This is a genomic window from Paenibacillus sp. GM2FR, from assembly GCF_002803325.1.
In the GTDB taxonomy this organism is placed as follows: Bacteria; Bacillota; Bacilli; order Paenibacillales; family Paenibacillaceae; genus Paenibacillus_AQ; species Paenibacillus_AQ lautus.
On record NZ_MKZM01000014.1, the window covers coordinates 18,698 to 32,907 of the forward strand.

9 protein-coding genes are annotated in these 14,210 nt (G+C 54.3%); 2 read left to right on the top strand and 7 right to left on the bottom strand.

Annotation, left to right across the window (positions count from 1 at the left end; translation table 11 throughout):
* Nucleotides 1–80: 80 nt before the first annotated feature.
* Together PAEVO_RS32825 and PAEVO_RS32830 are read right to left on the bottom strand one after the other, a co-directional pair.
* Nucleotides 81–752: a GNAT family N-acetyltransferase gene (locus PAEVO_RS32825; RefSeq protein WP_100541590.1), complete on the bottom strand. Its 672-nt coding sequence runs from the start codon at nt 750–752 to the stop codon at nt 81–83.
* 49 nt (nt 753–801) lie between these two features.
* On the bottom strand, nt 802–1,659 hold the full coding sequence (locus tag PAEVO_RS32830; protein ID WP_100541591.1) for a carbon-nitrogen hydrolase family protein: 858 nt from the start codon (nt 1,657–1,659) through the stop codon (nt 802–804).
* A 343-nt stretch (nt 1,660–2,002) separates the two neighbouring features.
* Between PAEVO_RS32830 and PAEVO_RS32835 the strand changes: the two genes are divergently transcribed.
* Complete coding sequence (locus tag PAEVO_RS32835) at nt 2,003–2,527, top strand: phosphatase PAP2 family protein (RefSeq protein WP_100541592.1); 525 nt, start codon at nt 2,003–2,005, stop codon at nt 2,525–2,527.
* 234 nt (nt 2,528–2,761) lie between these two features.
* Complete coding sequence (locus PAEVO_RS32840; RefSeq protein ID WP_100541593.1) at nt 2,762–4,834, top strand: serine hydrolase domain-containing protein; 2,073 nt, start codon at nt 2,762–2,764, stop codon at nt 4,832–4,834.
* 125 nt (nt 4,835–4,959) lie between these two features.
* On the opposite strand, the gene PAEVO_RS32845 is transcribed toward PAEVO_RS32840, so the two are convergent.
* From PAEVO_RS32845 to PAEVO_RS32865, 5 genes are read right to left on the bottom strand one after another with little or no spacing between them, the layout of a single operon-like run.
* Nucleotides 4,960–7,467: a glycosyl hydrolase family 95 catalytic domain-containing protein gene (locus PAEVO_RS32845; RefSeq protein ID WP_100541594.1), complete on the bottom strand. Its 2,508-nt coding sequence runs from the start codon at nt 7,465–7,467 to the stop codon at nt 4,960–4,962.
* Nucleotides 7,464–8,609: a glycoside hydrolase family 88/105 protein gene (locus PAEVO_RS32850; RefSeq protein ID WP_100541595.1), complete on the bottom strand. Its 1,146-nt coding sequence runs from the start codon at nt 8,607–8,609 to the stop codon at nt 7,464–7,466. Before PAEVO_RS32850 ends, PAEVO_RS32845 begins: the two co-directional genes overlap by 4 nt.
* 26 nt (nt 8,610–8,635) lie before the next feature.
* Nucleotides 8,636–9,781, bottom strand: a complete 1,146-nt coding sequence (locus PAEVO_RS32855) for an oligogalacturonate lyase family protein (RefSeq protein WP_100541596.1) — start codon at nt 9,779–9,781, stop codon at nt 8,636–8,638.
* 43 nt (nt 9,782–9,824) lie between these two features.
* On the bottom strand, nt 9,825–11,900 hold the full coding sequence (locus PAEVO_RS32860; protein WP_100541597.1) for a glycoside hydrolase family 65: 2,076 nt from the start codon (nt 11,898–11,900) through the stop codon (nt 9,825–9,827).
* A 22-nt stretch (nt 11,901–11,922) separates the two neighbouring features.
* Entirely contained in the window at nt 11,923–14,196 is a 2,274-nt protein-coding gene (locus PAEVO_RS32865; protein WP_100541598.1) for a helix-turn-helix domain-containing protein, read from the bottom strand.
* Nucleotides 14,197–14,210: the final 14 nt, after the last annotated feature.

Here is a 14,210-nt window from a genome sequence, read left to right on the forward strand (position 1 = left end):
ATAAAAGCCTCCTTATATATGTAATCAAAAAATCCACTTTATATATGAAGCCAATTCATTATCATTCACGCGAAACTACTTCACCCACTGAACGGATTCTTCCATTCCATTAGAGCCCCATAATTGCAGGATTCCTCATCCTCCAAATACTCCGCTGCCACCCCAACGGGCGTCCGGCCGCAACGCAGCAGGAAAGTAATCACCGGATCCTTGAGATCACCCCGGATCACAGCGTCCAGATATTCCGCAGCCGACATTTCATGGGCATGCCGATGATAGCCGGGCATCCGTCCGCCGCCAAGCAGTCGGTCCAGTCCCCGATTCACCGTCACATGGTACAGCGACTGGATCAGCCATTTGCCGAGTCCGAGCTTACGAAAGCGCGGCCTGACGCAAATGTCGGCAATGTATAGCGTATTCCCGTCCGGCTTGTGCGTCCGGATATACCCGTTATCCGTGGTATCCGCCCAGGAGTGGGCAGGCTCTCGCGGATCGTAATCCACAATGAGCGAGGTGATCGACCCGGCGAGCATCCCGCTCACTTCAACGCACAGAGCACCCTCAGGGAACAAGGTGACATGCTGCTTCAGCTGCTCCTTGTTCCACAACTGCTCCGGCGGATACGGGGGAGGGAACGTCTCGGATTGAATGACGATCAGCTCGTCAAAATCCGCTTCCGTGTAGCTTCGTATGACAACCGGCACCGGCCGGGCGTCGTCAAATACATAAAACTGTTGATGAAACCGGGCCATTTCCTCTGCACCGCCTTTGTCCTATTTTCCTCAAGTGATGATAAACGGCTTATTTCCAATCCGGATACAAATCCGTGCGGCGATCGCGCCATGTCGTGACGGATCCTTTCTCCCGCACTTGGTACAATAAATCCAGATCGAGATCGGCTGTAATGATCATGTCGTTGTTGAGCTCTCCCTCGGCCAGCAGGCCCTGCGGAGGAAACGGGATATCGTTCGGGGTAATGATGGCCGCCTGTCCGAAGTTGGCACGCATCAGATCCACGGTTGGCAGCGAGCCAACGGTACCTGTCAGCACCACATAGATTTGATTCTCAATGGCGCGGGCATGGCTGGTGTAACGAACGCGGTGGAATCCGTGACGATCATCCGTACAGGATGGACAGAAAATGACGTCGGCCCCTTTAGCCTTGGCCATGCGCACGATCTCAGGGAATTCGATGTCATAACAGGTCAGCATCGCAATGGTGCCTTTTTCCGTCTCGAACACTTCGAGCCCTTCGCCTGCTCCCATATTCCATCCGCTAATCTCCGAAGGCGTGATATGAATCTTGGCCTGCTCCGCAATGCGGCCGTCCGGATAGAACAGATGCGCGACATTGTACAGCTTCCCTTCCCGGCGAATGACGTGCGTACCGCCAATGATATGCATGTTATATTGCTTCGCAAAGCCTTGAAACAGCTCGCGGTAACGGTCTGTGAAATCCGGAAGATCATTGATCGTCAATGCCTTGCCCTGATCATCCCCGATGGACATCAGCTGGGTCGTGAAAAATTCCGGAAACAGCACAAAATCGGATTCAAATTCCTCCGCCGCCCGGATATAATGCTCCGACTGACGGGCAAATTCGTCAAAGGATTGAATGGTGTGCAGATGATATTGCACGGCAGAAACGCGAAATTTCATGCTTCTCCTCCTTAGGCATAGTTAGATGCTTTCATTATATCGGATTCCGGGCTCCGAGAACATGGGAACATGAAGTCACCATCCCTTGGAAACCATAATCTTGTGAGGCGTGCTTCCAACACGCTCAAACGGTTAGCCCTCAACTCATGTGTGAGAAAGAAAGATCAAATTATGAAGAAATACATGTCATTCATACCCACGCTTAACAATTCTCCTGTATACTGTCGTATGTAAGCCTCTTGTCTACACTTTGAATCTCGGCCCTTACAAGCATATATCCTCAGCCTGATTGAACTTTGGGCTGACAGCTTACAAAATTATAATGTGAGGTGTTCTGTTCACAATGATTACTCGTTCGATGGATTGGCTTCAGCAACATGACCACCTTATCTTCCGCTGGTTAAACCGCAAGATCAGCAACAAAACGGTGGATTCGATGCTCGCGCTGGTCACCCATATGGGGGGTGCTATCTTTACCATTGTGCTGACACTTTCGATAGCGTTTTTTGCACCTGAGCCGTGGGATGCGATGGGGTGGCAGAGCTTTTTGGCGCTTTCACTCAGCTTCCTGATTACGGCTCTCATCAAAAGGAAGATGCGGCGCATCAGGCCCTATCTGGCACTGGAAGAGGTGCGGTTCGAACAAAAACCGATGAAGGACCATTCGTTTCCTTCCGGTCACTCGACGGCCATCTTTTCCATTATCACGCCGTTTCTGTTCATAACGCCTTGGCTGTCGTTGCTCTTGATCCTGCTGGCCCTTACGGTCAGCCTGTCACGCATCTATCTGGGCTTTCACTATCCTTCGGATTGTTTGGCCGGCTGTTTCGTCGGAACCACCTCGGCGCTGCTTATCGTCCTTAGTTAAAAAACAGGCATTCCCCTAATGGCTTCACGGCTATGAATGGGATGCCTTTTTTTTCACTTTTCGCTTCCCCTCACTTGTTATTTCCCTGCCCCTCGATCCCCGCTGCGACAAGGAATTATCGCTATCTTCCCATACGTATCCATCATCATTTCACAGAAATATGAAAAAAGATTGAACCATTCCAGCTGGTAAATCGTACTAATAGTACATTCATAATAAGGAGGTATTTATTCATTGAAGAAAAGACTATCACGTATGCTCGTAACCCTTCTCGCAGTCACACTGGTTCTTCCAGCTGGGGTAATGGCAGCAGATAACAGCCAAGCTGCCGCTGGAGGAAGCCTTGAGAAAACCGCTGCAGAGAAAGCCAAGCTGCTCACCGGGACGTATGGAACGACAAGCGTCCAATATGCCCTGATCGACAACGGCAAGATTACCGTGTCCGGGCAAGCGGGCGTCAATGATGCCGAAGGAAAGATCCCGCTGACCGAAGATACGATGTATGGCATCGGCTCCACGAGTAAAGTGTTCACCGCCGCTGCGGTAATGAAATTGGTGGATGAGGGGAAAATCAATCTGGATACGCCTCTGGTTCAGTACATACCCGAATTCACGATGAAAGACGAACGTTACAAAAAAATCACGCCGCGCATGCTGCTCAACCATTCCTCCGGACTGCAAGGCTCAAGCCTGAACAATGCATTTTTGTTCGAGGATAATGACCCTCATGCACATGACACGCTGCTGAAGCAGCTGTCCACCCAGAATCTGAAGGCAGACCCGGGTGCATTCTCCGTTTATTGTAATGATGGGTTCACGCTAGCTGAAATACTGGTAGAGAAAGTGAGCGGCAAGGATTTTACCGCATTCATTCATCAATATTTTACCGAGCCGTTAGATTTGGACCACACGAAGACATCCCAAGATACGTTGGAGTTAAGCCAAATGGCAGGTCTGTACTATCCTACTCACCAAGGACAGCTTCCTAACGAGACGATCAATGTGATCGGAACCGGCGGCATCTATTCTACGGCTGAAGACCTGGTGCAGTTCGCGCAGATCTTCACCGGGGAAGCCGAAGGCATTCTTTCCGACAAATCCGTTAAAGCCATGGAGCAGGAAGAATATAAAAAGGGGCTATGGCCCGAAGATGCCGATAACTCGTTCGATTACGGACTTGGCTGGGACAGCGTAAGACTGTTCCCATTTAACCAATATGACATGAAAGCCGTAACTAAAGGTGGAGACACCATCCTGTATCACGCTTCGCTCGTTGTTCTTCCGGAGCAGAACATGGCTGCCGCTGTATTGTCGTCCGGCGGTTCCAGCTCAACCAACCAACTGTTGGCCAACGACATTCTGCTGCAAGCGCTCAAGGAGAAAGGCACCATCAAGGAATTCAAGCCGGAAAAATCCTTCGGCAAACCGGTCAAGGCCGACATGCCTAGCGACATCGCGAAATATGCCGGTTACTATGGCGTGACGAATCAACAGATGAAAGTCGACATCAAGGACGGCGAACTGTCCATTACCGTACCCATGATTCCGGAGTATCCTGCGGAGAAATATGTATACACCGCGGATGGAACATTTGTCAGCGCGGATGGCAGTACGAAGGTCAGCTTTGTCAAAGAAAAGAATGACCGTATCTACTTATGGGTAAGACAATATGTTTCGATTCCTGGACTGGGACAGATGGCTTTATCGCAATATTCGGCCGAAAAAATGGAAGCGAACCCGCTGTCCAAGGAGACCGCTGCCGCATGGGCCAAGCGGGAAGGCGAAACGTTCTATCCATTGAACGAGAAATTCACATCGCTGATGTACTTCATCACGAAACCGACGGTCGAGATTAACAGCAAGAGCGGTCTGGAAGGATATCTGATCGACAAGAAGATCATCGACCCGGATACCGCAGTAAGCCAGCATCAGGTTCCCGCGATCGGCAGCCGGGATACGTCCGAATTCCGTTTCTATAAGGAAAAGGGCGTAGAGTATCTCGAAGGGGCAGGTTCCCTGTTTGTGAGCGGTAAGGACGTTAAGCCGCTTTATAAAGGAAAAAAATCAACCGTCACCCTGCAAGCCGATGGCTATGCCAAATGGTACACCGTCCCTAAACAAGCTGCAGGCAAAACGATGACCGTCTCCCTGCCGGCACAAGGCGCATTCGCCGTGTATGACGAAAAAGGTGCCGTTGTGAACTACAGCATCGTCAGCGGCAGTAATGAAGTGAAGCTCCCTGCCAATGGGGCTGTCGTATTTGCCGGTGCCCCAGGCTCGGCATTCGGTATCACCCTGCAGCCGTAATGAAGGTGGGCAGCGGGGGTACATGATCCCCTGTCAAGCCCAGATATAAAACAGAAGCACCTCAACCAACGGCTCATGCCCATGGTTGAGGTGTTTTTTTGCAATGAAATGGTCTTCGGCCAATTTCAGTTTCGAGGTCCGCTTACGTCTACTTCGACTTGCGGGCTGCAATGGATCAACAGCTGTGACCCCGGGCGCAGACGGACCGCATGAAAAAGGGGTCCTAGCGTTGATGGCTGGACGGAGGCTGCCGGGCCGGACATGGAACATTCCCCTGCCCAAGGTGGCAGGGAAACGAGGATGTCCGTCTCCCGTTCAGCCTCAAGCTTGGCGTGGAACATACCGGCATCCCGGTTCCATTCCACGGTGATCCTACCGGTATGGTATCTCCAGCCTGAGAGTCGGCCACTACGCCAGCGCTCCGGCAACGCTGGCAGGAGTTTCACCATATCCGGCGACACCTGCAGCAGCATCTCCTGTACGGCATTCACCCATCCCATGTTTGCATCGAGCTGTATCGGCGCTGCCGGCATATCCATGCATATCCCCATCCCCCTCCAATCATTATGGAGGGTAAACAGATTCGGCAGCAGACATGATTGCGCCAATGTATCAAGACACTCCAGCGCACGATCGCCTGCCCCCAGCCGCGCGTAAATGGAAGCCATATGGGTAAGTGACCAACCGCTTTGGGCTCCGAGTCGGCGCAGACGCACCGCCTTCTCAAAAGCGACGTACAACTCTGGTGCTGATTCCCGAGTCACTTCATCACCCGGGAACAAGGGATAGATATGGGAGAGATGACGGTGATCGTATCGGTCCTCAAACGCGGGATCCAGCCATTCCGCAAGGGCTCCGTCCCTATTCGTCCGGTAAGGCGGAATGCGTTCCAGCATTCGCTTCCACCGTTCTTCCTCCGAACCTGGGCCTCCGACTAGCCGATTCGCTTGGATCAGATGGGCAAGCAGTTCTTTCATAATTGCAATATCCATCGTGGCATTGACGGTTGTCGGCATCGGGTGAGCCAGCTGCCTTCCGTCCTCCGGCATGAAATTGAGCGGCGTGTTCTCCGGCGAAACCGAAGGATACAGACGGTAGGTGCCGTCCTCACCAACGACTGCAAAGTCCTCGTAGAATTGAAGAGCTTCACGCATGAACGGCAGCGCCTCCTCCCGCAAAAACCGGATATCGCCCGTATACAAAAAATGCTCATAATAATGCCGGGCCAGCCACCCGGCCGCTCCCGTCCAGTTTAGAATGACGGGCACGATTTGATTCGGCGTTCCGATCCCTGGCGTAGTCCCTGCCGGGATGTAGATTCCGCGACAACCATACAACTTGCGGGCATTGCCGCGGAAATCGTCCATTAGGCTCCCGTAGTAGCGGAACAAAGGGGGGACTAGTTCTCCCAAGCCTCCAACATGCGCGTGCCAATACATCATTTGAATATTCTCATTCGCCATATGGTGGCCCCAGACAAGCCGGTAGTCTCCGCCCCACAGGCCATATAGTCCGAACGGCCCCGATTCGGCCGCCGTCCCGCTAATAAACAAATACCTTCCATAAGCCCACATTTTACGAACAAGCGAATCGGGCGCCTCGCCCTCGTAAGCCTCCAGCAGCAGTTCCTCGTTCGAACGCACGTCCCCGCTGGTCACGTTCAGCTCCAAGGATGCGGAATGGAACAATGGACCATGAAGCTCGGCGTGGCGCTTGAGAAGCAGGTCATATTCGCAATATTCAGGGAAATCACTGAGCTCACGCTCAAGCTGCTCCCATTCCTGTTCACGCTTGCCACGGATAAATACTTTCACCAGTGCCAGCGCCCGTCGGGCCTTAACAAAACTTAACATCGTTCCTTCCTTGGTTGACTGTAAACTTCCGCCTTCACAAATAAGCCGCAGCACGGCCCCGAAATCTGTACCGTCATCATTGCGGCCAGCGTACCGGATAAACGTCCCTTTCGCCGAAGTGACCACGGATTCGGCCAGTTCCTTGAATTCCGGCGTATCCCCCAATCGGTCGCTCGGGTAGAGCGCCAGTCCAATCTCTCCCGAAATACAGTGACTCGTCTCGGCTTGAACCTCGATATGCTTACCGATCCCTTTCCTGCCTTCTGGGTTTATTTCTTGGTTAGCACATCCCTCGGAGCCAATCTCGTAAACGATGGCCCTATCTGCACGGGAGACGAACAACCGCCTTACGTATCGGATCGAACTGTCCGTCCAGCCAACCGAAACCTCACCGGTCTCCATATTGAGGGTTCTTCGGTAATGGCGGAACGCCCGTGTACTGGGCATGAACAGCTTAATCGCCGCGAGCGGGAAGCGGGAGGCCAGCCTCGTCCCGTATCCCCGCTCCCGTAAAGCGTTCGCCAAATTCCAGCTGCCCTCCGCATAGTGTCCTTCATCCATCAGCCTGCGCGTTTCGGCAAGCGTCATGCTCACGTCCGGCAGCGGATCCTTCCGACCCCAATGCCACAACCCCTCATGATTCAGCAGCACCGTCTCTTCCTGCACGCCCCCGAATACCGAGGCCCCGACCATTCCATTGCCTGAGGGTAACCCCTCACGCCACATATTACGCCACCAAGATGCGGGATACCTCATGGTCAACAAGTTCTCTTGACTCATCCTCGATGCCCACCCCCGTCTCCCGCCTGCAGCCTCTCCATTTCGATGCTGGCCAGCAGGAGCGGTGCGACGCCCATGAGCGAGTCACTGACTACCTTTTCACTCAAATAATACTCGTACGATCCGTCACGGTATTTCCGCCCGCCCAATCCGGCGCCGTGGCATATGCCGTGAAGGTGCAGTCCTTCCGCATTGACGGTGAGAAAACGTTTCTTGATGCCGTCATAGGCACGTTCGACCACCCCGATGTCGATCTCGGCCAAATAATGAAGCCGAATGCCTTTGGCCAAGGCATAGGTCAACATGCAGGAGCCCGAAGCCTCCAAATAATTACCCTGCCGTCCGTTGCAGTCCATCACCTGATACCACAGCCCGCTGTCTTGATCCTGCGCGCGTACGAGCGCATTGGCCATTCGTTCGAAAATGCCCATCAGCTGGCCGCGCTGCGGATGCCTTACGGGGAAATGCTCCAGTGAGTCCACTAGGGCCATCGCATACCAGCCCATGGCCCGCCCCCATACATGACGCGAGCGGCCCGTTTCCTTGTCACACCAGCGCTGCTCCCGGCTCTCATCATAAGCATGATGCAGCAGGCCCGTCTGCGGATTCCGCGTGCGCCGCTCGATGAGCAGCAGCTGACGGGCCGCTTCGTCGAACCATTCCGGCGCATCAAACGTTTCTGCGTACTCCGCCATAAACGGTGACGACATATAGAGGCCGTCCAGCCACATCTGAAACGGATAGATTTTCTTATGCCAAAATCCGCCTTCGTCTGTCCGCGGCTGTCCAACCAGCTGAGATGCCAGCAGCTCGGCAGCCCTGCGGTATTTCTCTTCTCCTGTCGTGCGCCACAAGGGCAGTAGATTCTTGCCTTTATTGATATGATCGAGGTTATAGTCCTCCAGTGTATAGCCTGCTATCTTCCCGTCTTCTTGTATGAAGACATCCATATGGCGCTTGACTGCTTCATTGTAGCGCTCCTCACCCGTCCATTCGGCCAGGTTGCCCAGTGCACTCAAAGCCATGCCGGCCACGTAGCCCCATTTGTTGGCTATATTCGGATGGTATCCGTCCACGCAAGCGGACAAGATCGTCTCTGCCACCCGGACCGGTATTCGTTCCAGGACCGTTGCTTCAGCCACGGTTGACCCCTCCCCTCTCCTTCGCTTTAGACCGATTGCAGCGGCAGCGAATCGAAATCTTCCGGCATGTCGACCAGATACAGATTGCCATAACCATTTTTATCGCTTGTAAACAAGAGTCGTTTACCGTCCGGATCAAAACGCGGATGCGCATGCACCTTCTGGGAATGAAAACTGCATCGGAGCTCGCACAGCATCCTCGGCCCTTGATAGACTCCTTTGGCGTCTTTACGCCATACGGAGAGCGTTTTGACCGACCCTTTGCCGTCGACAACGGCCTGACCGAGGCCGTCCGCATACGCATGCCACGTATCAAACCCGAAATCCGTCTCTTCCATGGCCGTATTGTCATACCGGATATTTCCGAAGAAATTGGTTCCATCCGTACGGAAGCCATGGTAACCGATGGTAACGCCGTCAGGATAAAAAAATTCATGGCCGACCTTTTCTCCGGGTTCAAGGCGCTGGCGAATTCTCCAGGCCTCTCCGTTCCGAAGATCCAGTCCCCATATCCGGTGATCGACCAAATGCCACGGCCCTTCGTGGCAAAAGGTGATCAACCATGGTTCGACGGGTGATGCATTTATATGGGTTATAAAGCGATGGGCTTCATACAGGGTTTCCGGCTGCGTCTGCCCTTCCGAATCGATCCGCACGATCCGGCTGTGAGGAGCTGCCTCCATCAACTCCCTATGGCCGACATAGCCATTGCCCAGATCTAGCTGCATACGATGGGATAGATCCTCCTGTATACAAGTGACGACCGAGCGACCATCGGCAGGACAGCTCAGGTTGCCGATGTTGTACCCCTCCGGGGCTTCGTAGACAAGCTCTTCCTCCAATGTTGCCAGATCAAGGCGGCGTACGCTCCGACCCGTTTTGACGAAGGCGGCCCGGCCATCCGGTAACAGACAGGCATCCACATCATCATTGTCCGGGTAATCCGTCAGCTGGAGCATTTCACCGCTGTTGACATCCATGCTGTACAAGTTCGAACTGTTTTCCCTATCCGATACGAACAACAGCCGCTTGCCGCCGTCATACCAACCGTTCTCCGTAAAATATAGATGATGACTATGAGCCTTATAGTCGGTCAACTGCACCACTTCGACTCCGGTCAACCGGTCGCGATACTGCTTGCGTTCCGGCTTCCACACCGTTCCCTTGGCCATATTCAGCCCTCCTGTCCGCAAGTTGTACAAGCCGAATCCGAAGCTAAAGCCACGGCTTCAGCCCCTCCCACTGCACCGTCCAGCCGCTTGCCGGAAATCCCGGACAGCACACATCCTCTCCTCCTTCCCAGCCGCAGGCCATCATGGCCACCGCCGTAAGCAGTCCGCCGTTACCCGGCAAATAAGCGGTCAGACCCGGTCGCTGATAGTTATGCCCGTTCGGCAAAAACGTGTTTTTCATTTCATCCATTAACAGAAAATCGACAGCCAGATCTTGCTCGCCGAGCCGAGCAGCGGTCATGGCGCATACGGGAAAATCCCATCCCCAGGCCGATTCCCATTTCCAATCGTCCTTGACCTTCCACAATGTACGCCGCATGGTTTCCCGGTCGACAAGCTTGCCGGGAAGCACGCCTAATGCGCAGAGCATGGACGGATGGTCATGGTTCTTCTCCGTAAACGTATCCGGCGCCAACTCATGCGCCAGGTAAACGCCGTCCAGCCGGGGCGGCGTTGCCAGATGACTCGCCACCTCAACCCAGCGCGGATTCGGCTGGACACCCAATCGATCAGCCCACTTTATAGCGATATCCAGGCCATATTTCCAATACTCCAGCTCATAAGGCGGGTTCACGCTAGCGCTCATCGGATGGCATTCTTGCGCCGGAATGAGCGGCGGTCCGAGATCGAAGGCATTCTTTGACTCATTCCAGTGGGCATAGGAAACCATAAAGTCAGCCGATTCAAAGACGATGTCACGGAACCGGCGCAGCGTTTCTTGTGCCGGGTCGGCCTTGTAGCACAGCTCCGCCATGGCGATCGGGTGCGGCTGCTGCCACATCAAGCCCGGAGCGACCGGCGAGGGGCACGGAATGCCGTCGAAACCGACCATTTTCGGCCAGCGCGCTCCCTCGTATCCCTGCGATAGCGCCAGTTCGCGGGCGACCGGCAGTATACCGTTGTACCAGTCCATGCTTCTCCGCAATTTGGGGGCCCGGCCCCACAGCGCGAAATGGGCGGCATGCCACCAATGCATCTCCAAATGCGATTTGCCAAACCAGCTGTTGTACATAAGACCGGTCTCCTGGGGGGGCATCGAGCCCCCGCTGTGAATGGCGCATAACCATTGCGACAAGACGACGCGGCGCTCCAGCTCAAAAGCTCGCGGATCGGAGCTGCCTGCGAAGCTGACTGCACCGCCGCTCTGCCAAAACGATTCCCAATGCCGGGCGCTGGCCGAAACGATAGCTTCAAAGTCAGCCACACCGGGCGACCCGGCCGCAAAGCCGACGGAAAATGTCAGCTCCTCCCGTGATTCATTCGGGGGTTCATCCGAAGACTCGCCGGGATACAGCGTAAATTCGTGTGTTTCCGTTTGTTCCAGCCGGCCAATATTCCAATGCCAGCGGACCGCATAACGCTCCTCATCCAGCGTCCGCTCCATCAAGGCCGTTCCTTTCTCCTGCCGAACGAGAACGGTATCATGTCGATGATCGCTTTCCCAATCGGGAAACACCGATTTTGCCCAAGCCGAATGAGTCATATCCGGTGCGGGGAAGCGTATGAATACCTGAAGCCTCCCTTCCCGGATAAGGGGCGAGATCACCCGCACGCCCAAAATATCGGCTTCGGGGTGGCATGCCGTCGTCACTTCAATCGGCACGCCCCGAATTTCGAACTTGCTCGATAGAATGCCCGTCCACAGATCGAGCTTTTGACGGAATTGGCCTGCATCGCTGTAACCGAGCTCTTCTCCCGCTTCGTCCAGAAATCGGAACGACAGCCGGCCTAGCTGAAGACGGTGGGGATTTTGCCGCAGCCATTGGTAAGCTTCCGGCTTATCCCCCGGCTTCATCGGATAGCCGACCTGCCGGCCGTGGGTCTCGAACATCTGCAACGCTGCATCCTTTGCGGAGAACCTTCGCCCCCCTGTAAAATGCCAGCCCCAGTTCGACTGGGTGCCAAGCGGCACCTCATATTGTTCGGGAAATGTCTGCAGCCCGGTAATATCGGCGGTAAACGCGAATTCCCCGTTGCCTACCGAAAGTGGCGAAAGCGGATCCAGCCTGTCGAATTCAGGATGATGCCGCCAAACAATCTGCTTTCTCTCCATCTCCATAGCTCCTCCCTTCCCGGCCCCTTCATTCAAACAAGGCGTCTATCCGGGTTCTCATCATATCCCGGTATTTGCCCGGGGTGATATCCTTGAATTTGCGGAAGCTGCGAATGAAGCTGTTTTCATGCTGGTAGCCCACCATTTGAGCGATATCGGATATTTTGCGGTCGGTTTTGACCAGCAGCTCGCTAGCCCGCTCCATCCGCAGCCGGGTTAAGTAGTTATAGATCGTTTCGTTTGTCTCCTGCTTGAACAGCTGGCTGGCCAAGCTGCTGCTGATGCCGGTCGATTCTGCAATTTCCGGAATGCCGATCGGATCGCCGAGATGCTGCTCCATGAATTCGATCATCCGCTGGCACATCAAGAAATCCTTGCTGCCGATTAAACGGCGGTAGCGGTCGGCCAAGACCGAAATCAGGCCGGAAAGCTCGGCCTCGATATCTTCGATGTACAGCGTGCCCAGCCGACCGGCCGGGTCCCCCTCGGGACCGTCGCCCTCTGGGCATATCCCTTTAAGACGTTCCAGCAGCGCCTGAAGCAAGGCAAGCGCCTCCGAAGGATACCAGTAACGGCTGCGGATATCGCCAATAATACGCCCAAGCAGCTCTATAGCCCGCTCCCCTTCACCGGTCTCCACAGCAGTCATCAGCTCCCGTACACCATCTTCCTGCGGCTGCATATCCGTCACTTCATGACTGGATACATCCTGAAACGGCACGAGCTGACCATACCCTTTATATAAACGGTAGGTTAACGCGTTCTCCGCTTCCAGCATGGACTGCTTTAACCGGCAAACCTCACTCTGTGGCATGCTCACGCCGGCGGACACACTGAATTTCAGCAAACGGGACACCGTTTCGATCGCCTCGGCCAGCGGAGGCCGAGTTTCGCCGCTCCGCGGTTGAAACAGGATAGCCATCCGGTCCGCTCCGAAATCGGCACAGGCCACCCTCCATTCGGGCTCATGCAGCTCTGCCATGATATTGGCCAGGGCAAACTTCAGCAGCGAGTGGTCACTGGCCGGAAACCTGCGCGACCACGAATCATAGCGGTCGATCGACAGCACCGCTACCGTGACGGGCGCATCCGTCCATTCCGCAAAATACCGTCTCCACTTCTCGAGGATTTCACGTCTGCCGCTCATATGACCCGAGTGAATGTCATACAGAAACTTGGAAGCCGCATCGGATATCGTCTCGCGGATCAGCTGAGATAGATGCGCATGATTGCTGAGCAGTTCGCCGGCCAGCTTTTCCAGATCGATGCGATCCGGGCTGGTCGCCTTTCCGTCGTAGGCGCTGAACAGCTGCTTAAGCCTGCGCACCGGCCGGAAGGCCGCGGAGTTTACATACAGAATGGTCAGCACGCCGAGCGCAAGTGCCGCCACCGATACATACAGCACCGTGTCTCGCACCTTTTTGGACTGTGCAAGCAAACTGTCTTGGGAGACGATGGATACGTATTTCCATCCGGTCAGCGGCGATTCGATCTGATTGACCAGCAGCTTCCGTCCCTCATGGAAAAAATCGCCGAAGTGGTCTTCCTTCAGCTCGTGCAGCGCCTGCCTCACCGCTTCCGGTTGGAATTCCGAATTCGAAACCGAATAAAGAATGTTATTATGCTGGTCCACGATGTACCGTATGCTGTCCAACTGGGACAGAGCCGGCGGATTCAATTTCGCGAACAGTTCAGCATCCAGCAAATTGACCGCCACGACGCCTCGTAATCGGCCCTGGATCATGATTTTGCGGAACAGCGTCAGCTCCGATCCTTTATTACCCGCCCCCTCGGGGACATGCCTTTTGCGGATCATCATCATGTCGTCTCCGAATTCATCAGCGATACCGGTCCACTCGGAATCCACGAATGTGAGCTTGCTCGAGCTGTATCCCTGCGGAAGCGAAATAAAGCTTCCCCGCTCGACATCGTATACGTATATGCTGTTAATGTATTTTGAATTGCTGATCCAGGTTGAGAGCAGTCGGTACAATGTCGATATATTGGACACCGAGTTCTGATTCTCGCTCGTCAGAAAATCGTAGATATAGTCATTCACCGCGATCTGGACCGCAATCTTGTCGCTCTCCCGGATCAAATCGTCGATATATTTCATACTGATCTGCAGCATTTGGTGCTGCGGCTCGCTGAGCTCTTCCTGAAGCACCGATTTGGAGGTGTAATATGATGTCAGGCTGACGGCCAAAATGATCATAAAAACGGAAACGGTCAAAATGAGCACCAGCCGCGCTTGCGTATGGGCCAGCGTGTATTTCAGCCACTTGCCGATCGATAGGAACATATCAACCCCCGCTT